General features: G+C 74.4%; 16 protein-coding genes. 9 read left to right on the top strand and 7 right to left on the bottom strand.

The window, feature by feature from the left end; genetic code table 11:
* Both ACFQ11_RS32950 and selA read right to left on the bottom strand, forming a co-directional pair.
* Nucleotides 1-927, bottom strand: a 927-nt coding sequence (locus tag ACFQ11_RS32950; RefSeq protein WP_378305912.1) for a GTP-binding protein, incomplete at its 3' end; no start/stop codon positions are given.
* 2 nt (nt 928-929) lie between these two features.
* Nucleotides 930-2231: an L-seryl-tRNA(Sec) selenium transferase gene (gene selA / locus ACFQ11_RS32945; RefSeq protein ID WP_378305910.1), complete on the bottom strand. Its 1302-nt coding sequence runs from the start codon at nt 2229-2231 to the stop codon at nt 930-932.
* A 235-nt stretch (nt 2232-2466) separates the two neighbouring features.
* Between selA and ACFQ11_RS32940 the strand changes: the two genes are divergently transcribed.
* Nucleotides 2467-3699 carry a PucR family transcriptional regulator gene (locus tag ACFQ11_RS32940; protein ID WP_378305907.1) on the top strand — a complete coding sequence of 411 codons (1233 nt, stop codon included), beginning with the start codon at nt 2467-2469 and terminating at the stop codon, nt 3697-3699.
* Nucleotides 3700-3702: 3 nt separating this feature from the next.
* On the opposite strand, the gene ACFQ11_RS32935 is transcribed toward ACFQ11_RS32940, so the two are convergent.
* From ACFQ11_RS32935 to ACFQ11_RS32925, 3 genes are all read right to left on the bottom strand, one after another.
* Nucleotides 3703-5460 carry a fatty acyl-AMP ligase gene (locus ACFQ11_RS32935; protein WP_378305905.1) on the bottom strand — a complete coding sequence of 586 codons (1758 nt, stop codon included), beginning with the start codon at nt 5458-5460 and terminating at the stop codon, nt 3703-3705.
* A gap of 17 nt (nt 5461-5477) precedes the next feature.
* Nucleotides 5478-6425: an acyl-CoA desaturase gene (locus tag ACFQ11_RS32930; RefSeq protein ID WP_378305903.1), complete on the bottom strand. Its 948-nt coding sequence runs from the start codon at nt 6423-6425 to the stop codon at nt 5478-5480.
* Nucleotides 6426-6504: 79 nt separating this feature from the next.
* On the bottom strand, nt 6505-7800 hold the full coding sequence (locus ACFQ11_RS32925) for a lipase family protein (protein ID WP_378305901.1): 1296 nt from the start codon (nt 7798-7800) through the stop codon (nt 6505-6507).
* A gap of 185 nt (nt 7801-7985) precedes the next feature.
* On the opposite strand from ACFQ11_RS32925, the gene ACFQ11_RS32920 reads away from it, so the two are divergent.
* Nucleotides 7986-9143 (top strand): MFS transporter, encoded by a 1158-nt coding sequence (locus tag ACFQ11_RS32920; protein ID WP_378305899.1) that lies wholly within the window; start codon nt 7986-7988, stop codon nt 9141-9143.
* Here ACFQ11_RS32920 and ACFQ11_RS32915 read toward each other — a convergent pair whose 3' ends face one another.
* Nucleotides 9144-9797, bottom strand: coding sequence for a hypothetical protein (locus ACFQ11_RS32915; RefSeq protein ID WP_378305897.1), 654 nt, complete (start codon nt 9795-9797; stop codon nt 9144-9146).
* A 323-nt stretch (nt 9798-10120) separates the two neighbouring features.
* Here ACFQ11_RS32915 and ACFQ11_RS32910 point away from each other — a divergent pair, with 323 nt between their 5' ends.
* Nucleotides 10121-11500, top strand: a complete 1380-nt coding sequence (locus tag ACFQ11_RS32910; protein ID WP_378305895.1) for a carbon-nitrogen hydrolase family protein — start codon at nt 10121-10123, stop codon at nt 11498-11500.
* A gap of 3 nt (nt 11501-11503) precedes the next feature.
* Here the strand turns inward: ACFQ11_RS32910 and ACFQ11_RS32905 are convergent, their stop codons facing one another.
* The gene (locus ACFQ11_RS32905) at nt 11504-12292 is read right to left on the bottom strand and encodes an IPT/TIG domain-containing protein (protein ID WP_378305893.1); all 789 of its coding nucleotides are present in this window, start codon (nt 12290-12292) and stop codon (nt 11504-11506) included.
* A gap of 159 nt (nt 12293-12451) precedes the next feature.
* On the opposite strand from ACFQ11_RS32905, the gene ACFQ11_RS32900 reads away from it, so the two are divergent.
* From ACFQ11_RS32900 to ACFQ11_RS32875, 6 genes are all read left to right on the top strand, one after another.
* Entirely contained in the window at nt 12452-14179 is a 1728-nt protein-coding gene (locus ACFQ11_RS32900) for an ExeM/NucH family extracellular endonuclease (protein WP_378305891.1), read from the top strand.
* 118 nt (nt 14180-14297) lie between these two features.
* Nucleotides 14298-14591 carry a hypothetical protein gene (locus ACFQ11_RS32895; protein WP_378305889.1) on the top strand — a complete coding sequence of 98 codons (294 nt, stop codon included), beginning with the start codon at nt 14298-14300 and terminating at the stop codon, nt 14589-14591.
* Between the two features lie 51 nt (nt 14592-14642).
* Complete coding sequence (locus tag ACFQ11_RS32890) at nt 14643-15620, top strand: LLM class flavin-dependent oxidoreductase (RefSeq protein ID WP_378305887.1); 978 nt, start codon at nt 14643-14645, stop codon at nt 15618-15620.
* Between the two features lie 58 nt (nt 15621-15678).
* Entirely contained in the window at nt 15679-16209 is a 531-nt protein-coding gene (locus ACFQ11_RS32885; protein ID WP_378305885.1) for a hypothetical protein, read from the top strand.
* Nucleotides 16107-16661 (top strand): hypothetical protein, encoded by a 555-nt coding sequence (locus ACFQ11_RS32880; protein ID WP_378305883.1) that lies wholly within the window; start codon nt 16107-16109, stop codon nt 16659-16661. The genes ACFQ11_RS32885 and ACFQ11_RS32880 overlap by 103 nt, the downstream gene beginning before the upstream one ends.
* 204 nt (nt 16662-16865) lie before the next feature.
* Nucleotides 16866-17717 (top strand): PucR family transcriptional regulator ligand-binding domain-containing protein (locus ACFQ11_RS32875; RefSeq protein WP_378305881.1); only part of this gene is annotated, 852 nt, incomplete at its 3' end.

Genomic DNA, 17717 nt, shown 5'->3' with positions numbered 1-17717 from the left:
CCGCAGCTTCAGCCGCGCGGTGTCGGCGCCGAGCGGGCGGACGTGCACCGGCACGGCCGCCGAACCGGCGTGCAGGGTGAGCCGGGCGGGCAGGTCGGCGGCCGGGTCGCCGCGCAGCCGCACGTCGACGACGTCCGCGGCGAGCCACCGGCCGGGGGCGAGCAGCGCCTCGCCGCGCCCGATCCGGCCGGTGCCGTGCAGGTTGACGGCGACGCGCGCGACCGCGCCGACCTCGCTCCGCTCCTCCTTGAGGGTTTGCAGGCCCCGGACGCGGAACGTGCCGCCGCCGGGTCCCGCGAGCCGGTCGCCGACGCGGACCGTGCCCGCGCCGAGGGTGCCGGTCACGACCGTGCCGCGGCCCCGCACGGTGAACACCCGGTCGGTCCACAGCCGCACGTCGGCGTCCCGGTCCGGCGGGGGGAGCCGCGCGGTGAGGCGGGCGAGCGCCGCGCGCAGGTCGTCGAGTCCCGCGCCGGTCGCGCCGCTGACCTCGACGGCCTCGACGTCCCCGAGGGACGTCGCGGCGATGCGGGCGAGCGCGTCCTCGCGGGTCCGCCGGACGGTCGCGGCGTCGGCGAGGTCGCACCGGGTGACGGCGAGCAGCGCGTGCCGCACGCCGAGCGCGTCCAGCACGGCGAGGTGCTCCGCCGACTGCCGCTGCCAGCCCTGGTCGGCGGCGACGGCGAACAGCACCGCGGGGACCGGCCCGACGCCCGCGAGCATCGTCGTGACGAGCCGTTCGTGCCCCGGCACGTCGACGAACGCGATCGCGCCGCCGTCCGCCGCCTTCGTCCACACGAACCCGAGTTCGATGGTGAGGCCGCGCCGCCGCTCCTCGTCGAGCCGGTCGGGTTCCATTCCCGTGAGCGCCCGCACCAGCGTCGACTTCCCGTGGTCGACGTGCCCCGCGGTGGCGACGACGTGCATGTTCACCGGGCGGCCTCCCGGACGGCCCGGGCGAGGGCCGCGTCGTCGTCCGGGGGGACGGCGCGCAGGTCGAGGAGGCAGCGGCCGTTCTCGACGCGGCCCATCACCGCCGGGTCGCCGCGCCGGAGCCGGGCGGCGCAGGGCTCGGGGAGGGACACCGCGGCGCTCGGCAGGACGACGCCGGGGGCGCCGCCGCCGCCGACCGCGGCCTCGCTGTCGACGGCGGACGCGTCCACGCCGTGTTCGGCCAGCGCGGCGGCGAGCTTCTCGGCGCGCGCCCGCAGGACGGACGGGTCGGCGTGCAGGGCCTCGGCGGTGGGGGTGGCTGGCCCGCGGAGGGTGGCCTCGAGCGCCGCGAGGGTCATCTTGCCGACGCGCAGCGCGCGGGCGAGGGGGTGCCGGGCGAGGGCGCGCACGAGGTCGGCGCGGCCGAGGACGATGCCGCACTGCGGGCCGCCGAGGAGTTTGTCGCCGCTCGCGGTGACGAGGCCCGCGCCGGCGGCGAGGGCCGTCTGCGCGTCCGGTTCGTCCGGGAGGAGGGGTTCGGGGGCGAGCAGGCCGGAGCCGATGTCGGCGACGACGGGCACGCCGAGGCCGGCCAGGTCGGCGATGCCGGCGGAGCGGGTGAAGCCGGTGATCCGGAAGTTCGACGGGTGGATCTTGAGGATGAACCCGGTGTCGGGGCCGACGGCCGCCGCGTAGTCGTCCGGGGACGTGCGGTTGGTGGTGCCGACCTCGCGGAGCCGCGCGCCGGTCGCGGCGAGCAGGTCGGGGATGCGGAAGCCGTCGCCGATCTCGACCAGCTCGCCGCGGCTGACGATGATCTCGCGGGTGCCCGCGAGGGCGGTGGCGGCGAGGACGAGCGCGGCGGCGCCGTTGCCGACGACGTGCGCGGCCTCGGCGGCGGGCCCGCGTCCGGCCAGCGCGTCGAGCGCGGTGCGGCCGCGGCGGGCGCGGGCGCCGGTGGCGAGGTCGAGCTCGACGGCGGGGACGCCGGACGCGGCGGCGACGGCGTCGCGGGCGGCGGCCGAGAGGGGCGCCCGCCCGAGGTTGGTGTGCAGCAGCACGCCGGTCGCGTTGATCACGGGGCGGAGCCCGGAGGCGGTCGGCGGGAGCGTCGCGGCGCCCTCGTCGGCGACCGCGCCGGGCGGGATCTCGCCCGCGCGGGCCCGGCGCTGGGCGGCGACGACGGCGGCCTTCACCGGCCCGCGCCCGAGGCGGCGGGCGGCCGCGGCGAGCCGCGGGTCGGCGAGCACGGCGTCCGTCCGGGGGATGTGCCTGCGCGCGTCCCGGGCGTGCCGCATGCGGGGGTCCTTCACAGGCCGGTGCCTTACCCGCGATCTTGATGGGCAAACGGCACGGGCTATCCGGTGTTTTCTGTGCAACTCGCCCAAAAATGGACGGGGTCGCGTTTCCGCGCCGTGAAAAACGCTCGCCCGCGGAGCAAGTCGCCGGAAGTGTTGTCATCGCGGTGAGTGTCGCCCGTGACACGCTCTGCCTAGCCTGGCGGCCCGGGTTTGTGCTCACGGAGGTGCCACTGTGACCGAGCTTGCCGAACGGCCCGCCGACGCCGACCTGCCGGCGCAGCCCTGGCGCGACGTCCCCAGGGAGGAGGCGGCGTGGATACGCCCGCACCTGCCGGCGCTCGTCGACGCCATGGTCGAGGGCGTCCTGCGGCACGTCCCCGAGTACGCACGCCGCGAGGACCCCGTGTACGTCGAGGTCGTCCGGGACACGACCGCGCGCGGAATGGAGCACTTCGTCCGGCTCATCGCCGACCCCGACGCGTCATGGAAGGAACTGCACCAGCTCTACTTCGACATCGGCTACGGCGAGGCCGTGGAGGGGCGCGGGCTGGAGCACTTCCAGAACGCGCTGCGGGTCGCGTCGCGGACGGCGTGGCGGTACCTGGCGCGGGAGGCCGACCGGCTGAAGAAGCCGAGCGAGCTCGCGATCCGGCTGACCGAGGCGAACTTCGCCTACCTCGACCTGCTCGCGTCGGCCGCCGCGCAGGGGTACGCGCGGGCGCGGGAGAAGGCGGCGGGCGAACGGGAGCAGCGGCGGGCGCGGCTGCTGAGCCTGCTGCTGTCGGACCCGCCCGCCCCGCGCGACGTGCTCGTCGAGCAGGCCGCGCTGGCCGGCTGGCCGCTGCCGGAACGGATCGCGGTGATCGTGCTCGGCACGCGTCCCGGCCACGGCGGCGAGGGACCGCGCGGGCTGCCGCCCGCCCTGCTGGCCGGGCTCGACCGGGGCCGCACCTGCCTGGTGGTGCCCGACCCGGACCGGCCCGGCGGCATCGACCGGCTCACCGCCCCGCTGCGGGACTGGACGTGCGCGGCGGGGCCGTCGGTGCCGCTCGAGCAGGCCGGGGTGTCGCTGCACTGGGCGCACCGGACGCTCGACCTCGTCCCGGCCTGCCCGAAGGCCCGCGACGGCGGGCTGCTGCACGCCGACCGCCATCTGCCGGAACTGCTGCTGCAGGAGGGCCGGACGCTCGCGGAGGCGGCCGCCCGGCGCCGGCTCGCGCCCCTGGCCGACGCCGGGCCGCACCGCGGCGCCCGGCTCGCGCGGACCCTCCTCGAATGCCTCAAGCACGGGTTCAACGCGACCGACGCCGCGGACGCCCTGCAGGTCCACCCGCAGACCGTCCGGTACCGGATGGCGCAGCTCCACGAGATGTTCGACTTCGACATCGAGGACCCGGAGCTGCGCCTGGAGCTGATGCTCCTGCTCCCCGTCTGGCTGCTGGACGCCGACGGGGAGCACGCGTGACCGTCAGCCGGTCCCGGTCCCGGTCCCGGTGCGCGGGAGCGTCCCGTCCAGGTACGCCTCCCGGCACGCGGAGCGGGCGATCTTGCCGCTGCTGGTGCGGAGCAGGCCGCCGGGCTCGATCAGCACGAAGTCGTGCACCCGCAGGTCGTGGTCCCGCTTCACGGCCGTCCGGACGGCCCGCGCGACCTCGTCCGCGTCCAGCAGGGCGATCGGGACGCGCCGGTTCCGCTCCGCGATGACCACGAGGCCCTCGGTGTCGCCGGTGTCGACCGCGACCGCGCACGTGTACTCGCGCCGGATCGCCTTGTGCGCGTTCGACACCGTGTACTCGACGTCCTGCGGGTAGTGGTTGCGGCCGTCGACGATGACGAGGTCCTTGATGCGGCCGGTGACGAACAGCTCGCCGCCGTGCCGCACGCCGAGGTCGCCGGTGCGCAGCCACGGGCCGCGCGGCACGTCCCCGATCGTCCCGGACAGCTCGGCCCGGAACGTCTCCTTCGTCGCCTCGGGGCGCCCCCAGTAGCCCGCGGCGACGTTCGGGCCGTGCACCCAGATCTCGCCGACCGTCCCGTCCGGCTGCCGCACCCCGGTCTCCGGGTCCGCGATCACGACGTGCTGGCCGTAGGACGTGCCGCAGGCGAGGAGCTGGATCGCGCCGGGCGCGTCCGGGGCGCACGGGTCCGCGACGCCGCGCCGCAGCGCCTCGTGGTCGAACGCGGTGCGCGTCGGCTCCTGGAACCGGGACGACGCCGACACGTACACGGTCGCCTCCGCGAGGCCGTAGGCGCACACCTGCGCCTCCTTGCGCAGCCCGCAGTCCTTGAACGCCTCGTAGAAGCCGGTCAGGGTGCTCTCCCGGATCGGCTCCGCGCCGTTCATGAACACCTGTACGCCGCTGAGGTCCAGCGACTTCTTCTCCTCCTCGGTGACCTGCGCGGTGAGGTACTCGTAGGCGAAGTTGGGGCCGCCGGTGAACGCGTGCCGCTGCCCGCTCAGCAGCTCCAGCCAGCGGACCGGCCGCATGACGAACGCGACCGGGTCCATGATCACGCCCGGGTTCCCGTACACCAGCGGCAGCGCGACCGTCGTCACCAGGCCCATGTCGTGGAACACCGGGAGCCAGTTCACGCCGGTCGACTCGCGCGGGATGCCCTCGAACGCGCGCCAGAGCTGCTCGGCGTTCGTCGCGAAGTTCCCGTGCGTGATGATCACCCCGGCCGGGGTGCGGGTCGAACCCGACGTGTACTGCAGGTAGGCGACGTCGTCGGGGTCGATCGGCTCGGGCGTCCAGTCGAGCGACGCGTCGATCTCGTCGGCGACGACGATCCGGGCCGGGCGCACGCCGTCGGCGTCCAGGAACGTCCGGACGGCCGGCAGCGCGGCGCTCGTGGTGACGACGACGTCGGGCTCGGCGTCGTCGTAGACGGCGCGGAGCCGGTCGCCGTGGCCGGGCAGGTCCGGCGAGAACAGCGGGACGCCGATGACCCGGGCGTACATCGCGCCGAGGAACCCCGCGACGTAGTGGTGGTCCTGCGGCGCGAGGATCGCGACGCGGCGTCCCGGCTCGGCGGCCCCGCGGATCGCGGCGGCGAGCGCGCGCGCCCGCCGGTCGAGCTCGCCCCACGTGAGGTCGGTGGCGACGCCGTCCGGATCGGACATGTAGTCCATGAACGTGTAGGCGCGGTCGTCGGGGAAGTCCTTGGCGAACCGGGCGAGCCGCTCGATGAGGGGCGTCCGGTCGAGGGCGGGAAGGTCGGTCATGGTGAGGCTCCTGGAGGTCACGGGGAGACGCGGCGGGCGGCGAGGCGGTCCTGGTCGGGCCAGCGGACGTCCCAGACCCAGCCGAGCCGCTCGAAGATCCAGATCACGCGGGCGCTGATGTCGATCTGGCCCTTCAGCACGCCGTGCCGCGCGCACGTCGGGTCGGCGTGGTGCAGGTTGTGCCACGACTCGCCGAACGACGGGATCGCCAGCCACCACACGTTCCGGGCCTTGTCGCGCGTCTTGAAGTCCGTCTTGCCGAAGACGTGGCAGATGGAGTTGATGGAGAAGGTGATGTGGTCTCCGGCGAACACGCGCAGCAGCCCGGCCCAGAACGTCGCCGTGATCGCGCCGTGCCACGACCAGGTGAGCAGCCCGCCGAGCGCGAACGGCACCGCGAACGTCGACAGCACGATGAGGGCGTACACGGGGTCGAGGGACAGGAACCGGATGTCCTTGTCCTTCAGTAGATCGGGGCAGTACTTGCTGCGGGACGTGCGGTCTTTGCTGAACAGCCAGCCCATGTGCGCGTGGTAAAGGCCCTTGGTGAGCCCCCACACGCCCGGCCCGTACGCCCACGGCGAGTGGGGGTCGCCCTCCTGGTCGGCGTACTTGTGGTGACGCCGATGGTCGGCGACCCACCGGACCACCGACCCCTGCATCGCCTGCCCGCCCAGGATCGCGAGCACGATCCGCAGCCACCGCTTCGCCTTGAACCCGCCGTGCGTGAAGTGCCGGTGGTACCCGACCGTCACGCCGATCGCGTTCAGCGGGTACAGGAAGGCGAAGATCGCGACGTCCGTCCAGCCGATCCCCCAGCCCCACAGGAAGGGGATCGCGCCCAGCACTCCGGCGATCGGGCCGATCACGAACACCGCGATCGCGATCCGCTCCGGCCACGGGACCGTGCCGGAGATGTCCGGCTGCGGGGTTCTGTTGCCGGCCTCGGCGACACCCGCTGTCATCACAGGGTTCTCCTTAGAACTGGATGGATCCCCGGAGGCGGGGCCGCGGCTCGTCCGGCGGCCCGGCCTCCGGGACGGATCAGCAGTTGCCCTCGGCGGGCTTGCCCTCGAAACGGTCGTCCAGGAAGTTCGTCACGTCCCCGGCGGCGCCCCAGTCGGTCGACAGGTGCTCGGTCGGGTACGTGTTCTTCCACGTCGTGGTGATCCCGGCGTCGCAGTAGCGCCGCCGCGTGGCGTCCTCGGTCTCGTGCGGGATGATCTCCTCGAGCCAGCCGCGGTACTGGAACACCGGGAAGCCGATCTCGTACCGGGCGCCCGAGCCGGGCGCGCCGATGTCCTCGCCGAGCCGCTGCCGGTCGACGATCTCGCCCCAGGTGACGCCGCCCGGACCCCGCAGCGCGTAGATCTCCTCGAGCGACAGGCCGTCCGTGGAGAAGTCCTCGACCTTCGCGCCCGTGAACACCGCGAGCGTCCCGTACAGGCAGTTGGACCTGACGTCCTGGATCGCCTTCTCGCCCTTCTCGTTCATCAGCTCGGTGAACGGCATCTCGGGGTACGCGGCGTTCAGGCCGACGAGCGCGTCCGCGAGGAACCCGGCGAACAGGCTGCCGTTGAGCGCCTCCGCGGTGACCTTCAGGTCGCCCGGGACGCCTCCGGCGGCGGCTCCCACGACGTCCAGCTCGGGCGCGTAGGACGACGCGAGCTGCGCGCCCCACAGCGACGCGGCCCCGCCCTCCGAGTAACCGGAGATGCCGACCTTCCCGTCCGCCCGCAGGCCGCCACCGGGGAGCCGCCGGGACGCGCGCACGATGTCGAGCAGCGCGTGCCCCGCGTTCGCGCCGACCATGTACGTGTGGACCTGCCCGTCGAGGTAGCCGACGCCGTCCGTCGCGGCGATCGCGTGCCCCTCCTTCAGGAACAGCGCGAGGTTCCCGCCCTCGTACATGTCGACGTACTCGCCGGCGAGCTGCTTGGAGAACGCGCACTGCGGCCCGGACCCGAGCGTCCCGGGGTTGAACGCGACGGTCGGGCGCGAACCGCCCTTCGTCCACTCCGCCTCCGGCACGGCGACCGTCCCGGTGACGACGTTCTTGTTCCCCTTGACGTCCGTCGAGACGTAGCGGACCTTCCACGCCTTCATGGGGATGCGGCCGGGAATGTTCGACAGGACCGCCTCCCGGCAGGCCAGGAGGTCGCCCGCGTTCCCGGGGACCGCCGGCGGCGCCGCGGCGTAGATCTCCTCGTCGGTGGCGGTGCACCCGGCGGGCGCGGCCGTCGCCGCGGGAGCGGCGACCGCGCCGGGCGCGACGAGCGCCGCCGCACCGAGCACCGCCGCACCGAGCACCGCGCCGGTGAACAGGGGCCGTAGTCGCATCCTCACTCCAGGGGGTGGGCCAGGAAAGTGAATGCAGCCGACTGTGTCCCACGGGACGCCCGAGGAAAATGAAGTCTCCTCACATGGTCGGGCGCCGCTATTAGCAACGGACTCAATAAAGTGGGAGCGTTCCCCGCCGCACCCAGCGGCGACTCCGGTCGCCGGGGTCTTCTAACGTCGGTGTAATGAGCGAAGCCCTCCGACACTCCGAGTCCTCCCCCTCCGGACGCCCTCGGCTGGTGGGGCGGCACCTGGCGCTGGTGTTCGCGGCCACGCTGGCCTCCCTCACCGGCTTCTTCCTGCTGATGTCGGTGGTGCCGATGTACGCGCGGGACGGCGGCGCGGGCGAGGTCGGCGCGGGACTGGCGACCGGGACGCTGATGCTGACGACCGTGCTGGCCGAACTGGGGCTGCCGCGGCTGATCCGGCGGTTCGGGCACCGGACGGTGCTCGCGGCCGGGTTCCTGCTGCTCGGGCTGCCGTCGCTCGCGCTGCCCGCGTCCGACGGGATGCCGATGATCATCGCGGTGAGCCTGGTGCGGGGGCTCGGGTTCGCGGTGGCGGTGGTGGCGACGGGCGCGATGGCGGCGGCGCTCGTCCCGCCGGAGCGGCGCGGCGAGGGCCTCGGCCTGTACGGGATCATGACGGGCGCGCCGTCGGTGCTGGCGCTGCCGCTCGGGGTGTGGCTCGCGGAACAGGTGGGGTACGCGCCGGTGTTCGTCGCCGGGGCGGTGCTCTCGCTGGCCGCCCTGGCGGCGCTGCCCGGCCTGCCCGGACGGACGGGGACGGGCGGGACGGACGAGCCCGCGTTCGGCATCGGGGCGGGGCTGCGGTCGGCGGTTCTGGTGTTCCCGGCGGTCGCGTTCGCCGCGACGTCGATGGCGTCCGGGGTGCTGATCACGTTCCTGCCCGCGGTCACCGGCCTGGCGGCCGGGGCGCTGCTGGTGCAGGCGGGCACCGCGACGTTCGCGCGGTGGTGGGCGGGCCGGGCGGGCGACCGGCACGGGGCGGGACGGCTGCTGCTGCCGGCGGTCGCCGTCGCGGGCGTCGGCATCGGGCTGCTGGTGTTCGTGCCGGCCCCGGCCGCGGTGTTCCCCGCGATGGTGCTGTTCGGGGCCGGGTTCGGCATCGCGCAGAACGCGAGCCTGGCGATGATGTACGAGAAGGTGCCGCTGTCGGGTTACGGGACGGTGAGCGCCATCTGGAACATCGGCTTCGACGGCGGGATGGGGGTCGGCGGCGCCGCGTTCGGGGTCGCCGCCGACCAGGCGGGGTATCCGGTGTCGTTCGCGCTGACCGCCGTGCTGATCTTCCTGGTGCTGCCGCTGGCGCGGCGGCGGTGATCAGCCCCGCCGGGGGCGTTCGCGCGACGGGCCGGGGTGGTCGTGGCCGGAGTGGTCGGGGCCGGGGTGGTCGGGGCCGGGCTCGCGGCGCCGGTCGTGCAGGCCGGGGTCGGACGACCGGACGACCGGGCGCTCGGGGCGCGGGACCTCCGGGAGGGGGTCCGGGCTCTCCTCGGGCAGGAGGCCGGAGGTCTCGAGGTACTCGCGCCCGCGGGGGGTGATCTCCCACGAGTTGCGGCGCCACTCCTTGCGCTTCCAGACGACGCCGGCCGACAGCAGCTTGCGGCCGACGCGGCTGATCTCGGTCTCGTCGGTGCCGAGCTCGGCGGCGAGCTGCTGGTTCGACATGCCGCGGCGGCGGCAGACGGCGACGAGGAAGCGGGCCGCGTGCCCGTCGGGCTGCAGGGCGAGCTGCAGGCCGGACGGGAGCCGGCGCAGCGCCCAGTGCACGACGTCGATCAGGCCGAGGATGCGGCCGCGCTGCTCGCGCTGCGCGCCGTCGAGCGCGTCGACGTCGAGGTAGTGCCGGTGCAGCCACTGCAGGCCGTCCTGCACCTCGACCAGCGCGGGCTCGTCGGCGGTCAGCGACGCGTCGGTGATCAGCATGCCGAGCGCGCTGAAGTGCCCGTCGGTGATGTCCTTGGCGTGCTCCATCGTCTCGATGAGACGCCGTGCCTCGGTACGGCGATCGCGCGCGCGTCCGGTCGGGGGGGAGGTCGGCTCTGCCCTCAGGTTCACGGCTGCTCCCGGGTCGACGAAGTGGCCGTACCCCTCAAGGGTGCGTCGGTGCCAAGTGATTGTCAAGTGATGAGTGTATCCGATGCCACGGAAGGTGGGTGCCCCTCCGGTTAGCATCGAGTTACCACCAGATGTCGCCGCTCGTTGATTTCCCCCGGAGGGTGCTCATGCAGGATCAGTTGGGGGCTCCCGCCTACCCGGCCGCACCAGCTGATCTCTTCGTCAGGCTCTATGACTCGGTGTCCGACGACGTGTTCCAGGGCTGGACGGCCACGCGCTGGTACGACGATCCCGAGGTGCGGGCCGCGGCGGACGCCGTCGCCGAGACCGTCCTCGAGGAGGGCGGGCTCGCCCCGGAGGAGACCGAGCGCATCGTCCGCGAGCACGGGGACCGCGGACGGTTCGCGCTGCTGCTCGGGCTCGACGCCGCGCTCGCGCACGCCAACCCGTACTCCCCGTACTACGACGCGCCCGCGCTCGCCGGGACGCTCGTGAACTACCTGACCGAGGGGCGGTTCAACGGGCCGGAGACGGAGGGCGCGCTGCTCCCCCGGTGCGCGTTCCCCGGACGGCCGCGCGGGCGTCGCACGAAGGCGGAGTTCTTCGGCGTGCACCGTGTCCCGGAGGCCGAGTGGGAGCGGATCGACCACACGATCCTCCCGTCGGTGCACGACCCGCACTTCAGCCGGGACGAACCGGTCGCCGTGGGGTGCGCCCCGGTGCTGGAGACGTTCGACGACGTGGAGGTCGCGTTCGAGGAGAAGCACGGGATGACCGTGTACCGGCTGCGTCCCATGGACACCGCCGGGATCCGCAGCCGGATCAAGACGATCATCCGGCGGCTGGACGAGTCGGGCGCGCGGCTCGCGGTGATGCCGGAGTCGTCGCTGTCGGACTCCCTGCTGGAGCACTGGAAGGAGGTCGCGTTCGACACCGCCGGCCGCGACCGGGAGCGGCATCCGCTGCGGTTCCTGCTGGTCGGCACCGGGCCGCTCGGCGACGAGGACCCGCCGCCGAACCGCGCGGTGCTGATCGACCGGTGGACCGGCCGGGAACTGCTCGTCCAGGACAAGCTGTCCGGTTTCACCCTGGACGCGGAGCAGATGCGGCTGTGGCGGCTGCCGGACGCGCCGGCGGGCGGGACGGCCGACGAGTACTCGCGGCCGGGTTCGCGGATCGGCGTGCTCGACTCGTCGCTCGGCCGGCTGGCGGTGCTGATCTGCGAGGACCTCAGCCGGTCGATGGGGTGGGAGCGCGAGCTGCTGTCCTGCGGCGTCTCGCACCTGCTCGTGCCGATCTTCTCCAAGCCGATCCTGCCGTTCCGCTGGGAGCAGCAGGGCGCGGAACGGCAGGTCATCGGCCTCGGCACCTGGGTGACGGTGGCGAACAGCCTCGCGGTCGGCGACGCGATCCCGGACGAGGAGCTGCCCGGCCCCCGGTACACGTGCCTGGTCGCGGGCCCGGCGAGCCTCGACCGCACCGCCTACGCCACCGAGCTGCAGTTCGGCGCGGCCGGGACGGGCGCGGAGCTGGGCCGGCTGCGCACGTCCGGGCTGCCCCGGGTGCTGCCGGGCGCGGCGTACGACGCGTGGCACGGCCACTGGCCGGACGGGAAGTGACCGTCACTCGACGGTGAACGGGAACGCGGCCGGTCCGGACGGGGTCAGGATCGTCAGCGGCCCGGACGCCCCCGGCGGGACGGTCGTGCGGACGCGCGTGTCCGTGACGTCGGCGACCGGCGACTCGGCGGTGCCGAACCGCGCCGCGGAGGCCGACGCGAGGCCCGTCCCGTGCACGGTGACGGACGCGCCGACGGGGGCGGACGCGGGCTCCACCGACGCGATCGCGGGCGCGAGGGCCTGGTCGCGGCCTCCGGGGGCGGGCGCGAGCAGGGCGGCGAACACGCCGCGCAGCTTCTCGGCGGTCTCCCGGGAGAACAGCCCGACGAGCGCGGCGATCGCGGTGACGCCGTAGGGGTTGATGTCGGTCGAGGCGCCGGTGGGCGAGGTCAGCCCGCCGCGCAGGACGAGGTAGACGACGAGCCCGAGCAGCGCCCCGACGAGCGGGAGCGTCAGGTACATCATCAGCCAGCTCCGGCGGAGGGCGCGGTTGCCGACGTACCAGTACAGCGAGCGGAGCGCGTGGACGATCGCGCCGAGCGCCCCGGCCGCCAGGACGACGACGAACAGGCACGTCTCCCGGGACACGCGGGGAGACCAGCCGAACAGGTGCACGGTCGTGGCGCGCGCGGGCAGTTGCGTGCGCCCGTCCGGGGACACGTCCGGCGCGGGCGGCCACGCCTGCACGAGGACGATCAGGAGCGCGGCGGTGAGCAGGAGGAGGACGGTCGAGGCGGCGACGATGTCGCCGGTGCGGGCGTAGCGGGCGCCGGACGACGACGACTCGGCCACGGGGCTCCTCTCCGCCGGGGGTCTCGGCGGCATATCGACCGGGGCGCGACCGGCGTTTCGCCCCACACGTCCCACCATTTACGGCAATCCATTACAAGTTGGTAGAGCGTTAACGAACCGGTCCCCGGCGGGCGGCGGGCCCGGCTTACGCTCCCGCCCATGCGCCGATCAGCAGCAGCACGCCCGGCGGCGGTCCTCGCCGCCGCCGCCGTGACCGCCGGTCTCGTCACCGGCGTCGCCCCGGCCGCCGCGGCGGCTCCCGCGGCCTGCGCCGTCCCCGCGGACCACGAGATCGCCGACGTGCAGGGCACCGGCGACGCGTCCCCGCTCGCGGGCCGGACCGTCCGCGTCGAGGGCGTCGTCACCGCCGACTTCCAGCGGTCCGACCAGCTCCGCGGCTTCTTCGTCCAGGACCCCACGCCCGACGACGACCCGCGCACCTCCGACGGGATCTTCGTGTACTCCACCCGCGAGGTGAACGTCCGCGACCGGGTGGTCGTCACCGGGAAGGTCGTCGAGTACCACGGCCTGACGGAGCTGTCGCCGGTCTCGGCCGTGGACGTGTGCGGGACCGCCCGCGCGATCGCGCCCGACAACGTGCGGCTGCCGCTGGAGGACGGCGCGGGGCTCGAGCGGTTCGAGGGGGTGCTGCTGCGGTTCCGGGGGCAGATGGTCGCGAGCGAGACCTACGACCTCGGCCGGTACGGGGAGATCACGGTCGCGGCGGGCGGGCGGCTGTACCAGCCGACCGACGGCCACGACGACTCCTCGCAGGCGGAGAACGAGGCCCGCAGGCTGCTCGTGGACGACGCGTCGAACGTCCAGAACCCGGACACGATCCCCTACACCGCGGACGGACGCGTCGTGCGGCTCGGCGACGTGACCGCCGGGCTCACGGGCGTCCTGTCGTACGGGTTCGGCTCCTACCGGCTGCAGCCGACCCGCAGCCCGCACTTCGCGCGCGCCAACCCGCGCCCGGACAAGCCGCGGCCGGTCGGCGGCGACGTGCGCGTCGCGAGCTTCAACACGCTCAACTGGTTCACCACGCTCGGCCGGCGCGGCGCGGACACGGCCGCCGAGCGCGACCGGCAGCTCGCCAAGCTCGTCGCCGCGCTCCGGGGCCTGGACGCCGACGTCGTCGGGCTCATGGAGGTCGAGAACAACGGCGACACGGCGCTGAAGGCGCTCGTGGACGCCCTGAACGCCGCGTCCGCCGAGACGGGGTCCGGCCGGACGTACGCGTGGACGGCGCACCCGTACCCCGGCACGGACGAGATCAAGGTCGCGTTCGTCTACGACACGGCGACCGTGACGCCGGTCGGCGGGCCGCGCTCGTCGCGGGACGACGTGTTCGACCGTCCGCCGCTCGTGCAGGCGTTCCGTCCGGCGGCGGGCGGCACGGCGTTCACCGCGATCGTGAACCACTTCAAGTCGAAGGGCTGCGGCGGCGCGTCCGGGCCCGACGCGGACCAGGGCGACGGGCAGAGCTGCTACAACGCGCGCCGGGTGAAGCAGGCGGCGGCGATCGCGGAGCTGGCGGCGGCCGCCGAGAACCCGCTCGTCCTCGGCGACCTGAACTCCTACGCGGCCGAGGATCCGATCGAGGTGCTCGAGGACGCGGGACTGACCAGCCAGACGAAGCGGTTCGTCGACGACGAGGACCGCTACAGCTACGTTTACATGGGCCTTTCCGGGGAGCTGGACCACATGCTCGCCGGACCGGCGCTGGCGCGGCGCGTGACCGGCGCGACGATCTGGCACGTCAACAGCGACGAACCGCGCTTCCTCGACTACAACACCGAGTACAACCCGGCGGAGTTCTACCGGCCGGACGCGTTCCGCTCGTCCGACCACGACCCGCTCCTGGTCGGCCTCGACCTGCGCTGATGTAACGGCGGACCGAAACGACGGAAAGGGGCCGGGCCGGTGCGCCCGGCCCCCTTTCGCGTCCCGCGTCCCGGACGTACGATTCCCGAATCGCTTTCTAGTGATGGGAACGCGCGTCATGACAGCAGCAGCTCCCGGTCAAGCGGCTCCCCGTCTCGCGTTCGGTATCGGCCCCGACGGCACCTACACCCGTCTCGGGCAGACGATCGCGTTCGTCCTCGGCCTCCTGACGATGTTCGCCTTCCTCCCTCTCGTCTTCGTCGCCGCCCTCCTGTACGCCCGCGCCGAAGAGCGGTTCGCGGACGATCCCGAGCGCGCGCGCACGCTCGTGAACTGGTCGTGGCTCAGCATCGCCGTGCCCGTCGCCCTCGGCGCGGTGACCGGGGTCATCGTGGCCGTCGTCATGGCCTGACCGGGAAGACACCGGGCTCCGGGCGGGTTGTCACTGTTCATGACCGTCCGTTTGTCTGTTCTCGATCTCGCCCCCGTCGTCAGCGGCTCCACCTCCGCGGAGGCGCTGCGCAACACCCTCGACCTCGCGCGGCACGCCGAGCGGCTCGGCTTCCACCGGTACTGGCTCGCCGAGCACCACGCGATGCCGGGCATCGCCAGCTCCGCGACGGCGGTGCTGATCGGGCAGGTCGCCGCGGCGACGTCGGCGATGCGGGTCGGCTCGGGCGGCATCATGCTGCCGAACCACGCCCCGATGGTGGTGGCGGAGCAGTTCGGCACCCTCGAGGCCCTCTACCCCGGCCGCATCGACCTCGGCCTCGGCCGCGCCCCCGGCACCGACCAGGCGACCGCGCGCGCCCTGCGCCGCTCCCCCGACTCCCTGTCGGTGGACGACTTCCCCGAGCAGGTCGTCGAGCTGCGCGGCTACTTCGACGAGAAGAGCAAGGTGACGCCGGCGGCCGGGAACGAGCCCCCCGTCTGGCTGCTGGGGTCCAGCGGCTACAGCGCCAAGCTCGCGGGCCTGCTGGGCCTGCCGTTCGCGTTCGCGCACCACTTCAGCGCCGAGAACACGATGCCCGCGCTGGCCCTGTACCGGGAGTCGTTCCGCCCCGGCGCGCTCGAGGAGCCGTACGCGATGCTCGGGGTCGCCCTCACGGCGGCCGAGTCGGACGAGCGGGCCCGCGAGCTCGCGGCGCCGCAGGCGCTGTCGTTCCTGCGGCTGCGGCAGGGGAACCCGGGGCCGCTGCCGAGCCCGGAGGAGACGGCCGCCCACCCGTACACGCCGCTCGAACGCGAGCTCGTCCAGACGCGGCTGCGGAACCAGGTCGTCGGCGGCCCGGAGAGCGTCCGGCGGCAACTGGACGAGCTCGTCGAGCGGACGGGCGTGAACGAGGTCATGGTCGTCACGCAGGTGTTCGACCACGCCGACCGGCTGAGGTCCTACGACATCCTCGCCGAGCTGTACGCCTCGTCGCTCGACCCCCGCTGACGGGGGCCGCCGGGGCCGGTCGACCGGCCGGGGGGAAGTCGTCTAGGTTCGATCACCTATGGACGCGTCCAGCCCCCCTGACTCCGTGACGGTGAACGTCGCGGACCTCCAAGCCCGCCAGATGGTCGTCGGCATGGCGGTCGCCGGGTTCTTCGGCGCCGTCGCGGTCGCCGCCGCGGTCACCGGCAACGTGGACGGCGGCACGGGCGTCCGCGTGGCGGCGTTCGTGATCGGTCTCGTCTTCTCGCTGATCGGCGTCCTGCCGCTGCTGATGTGGCGGGTGGCGTTCCGGCGGCGGCGCCTGGTGCTCGACGCGTCCGGGATCCGCTGGGACGACCCGGACGGGCGCCCGTGGGCGGTGCCGTGGGCGGAGCTGTCCGGGGTGCGGCTGGCGAATCCGGAACCGGACGCCGGGGGGACCCGGGTCGGGCCCGAGGTGAGCCTCCTGCTGTATCCGGCGGGCCCGGAGTTCCGTGCCGCCCACCAATGGAGCATCTGGCCGTCGACAAACCCGGCGAACCGGGCGTCGCCTACGTGCTGCCGTTCGGCCGCGCCCACCGGGTCGTCGCCCCGATCGACGACGGGCTGAACCGGTTCGCGTCCGGGATGTACCGCTCGCCGGGCGAGCGGACCCCCGTGCCGCGCCGCCCGCGGGCGGTGACGGCCGCCGTGACGATCCTCGCGCTCTGCTGGTCCGCCCCGATGGCGGCCGCCGTCCTCGGGGACGAGGCGACAGCGGGGACCATCGCGATGGCGGCCTTCTGGACGGCGGCGTTCACGCTGTGGCTCGTGCGCATCTGGCTGGGCGGCCCGCTCGCCACGGGGCAGATGGCCCGGTTCGCGCCCGTCCTCGGCGCCGTGCTCTTCTTCGGGATCCTCCTGATCGCCGCGAGCGGGTACAGCTCCGGGCACCGGCCCGAGCCGGGCGACTTGAGGCTCCTGCCGCTCCTGCTGCCCGGCGCCGCCGTGTTCACGGCCGGGCGCCTGCTCGCGCGCGCGGACGTCCGGAAGTGGACCGAGTCCCGAGGGCAGGGCCGCTGACGGCGAAGGCCGCCGGCCCGCCCAAGCCGGGGCCGGCGGCCCGCACCGTCATACCCGGAGGCGGCCCGAGCGCTCCGGGTCCGTGCTGCCCATGCGCCGAACGTAGGCCGCGGCCGCGCCTAGGATGAACGTACGGGGCGGCGAATCGCGCCGCCTCGATTGGACGTCCCGGACATTGACCGTCCACGAGCCGCGGGGAGCGCGATGCCGCCGAGCCTGACCGCCGTGGCCGCGATCCCGCAGCTCGGGCTGGCGTCCCTCACCGGGCCGCCGCCGGACACGCCCGTCCTGTGGGTCGCGGTCAGCGAGCTGGAGGACCCGACGCCGTTCCTGGAGGGCGGCGAGCTGGTGCTCACCACGGGCATGCGGCTCACCTCCCGGAACGCGGCCGACTACGTCGCGCGGCTGGTGGCGCGCGGCGTCGCCGGGCTCGGCTTCGGGGTCGGCGTCATCCACCCGGCCGTCCCGGACGAGCTGCTCGCCGCGGCGCGCGCGCAGGGGCTGGCGGTCCTGGAGGTGCCGCGGCCGGTCCCGTTCATCGCGATCGGCAAGGCCGTCTCCCGGATGCTGGCCGCCGAGTGGTACGAGGACGTCACCCGCGCGTTCCAGGCCCAGCGGGAACTGACCCGCGCCGCGCTCGCCGGGCCGGGACGGCTCGTCGCGCGGCTCGCGCGGCTGCTCGGCGGCTGGGCGCTGCTGCTCGACGCCGCCGGGGACGTGCGGCACGCCGAGCCCGCGCGCGCCCGGACGCACGCGGAGGCGCTCGCGCCCGAGCTGGCGCGGCTGCGCCGCCGTCCCGCCGGGGACCGGCCGGAAGGGTCCCCGTCGAGCCTGGCGCTGTCGCTTCCGGGCGAGCACATCGTCGTGCAGCGGATCGGGCTGGGCGGACGGCCGCGCGGCTTCCTCGCCGTCGGGACGGACGAGCCGCTGCCGCCGGCCTCGCACACCATCGTCGGCGCGGCCGTCGCGCTGCTGACGCTCCAGTCGGAGACGCCGCGCACCGCCCGCGACCTGCGCGCGGCGCTCGCCGCGCTGCTGCTCGGGCGGCCCGCCGGG

This window comes from Actinomadura sediminis (assembly GCF_042675525.1).
GTDB classification, from domain to species: Bacteria; Actinomycetota; Actinomycetes; order Streptosporangiales; family Streptosporangiaceae; genus Spirillospora; species Spirillospora sediminis.
Note: the sequence above shows the minus strand (reverse complement) of the source record. Positions and strands in the feature narration are given on the sequence as shown.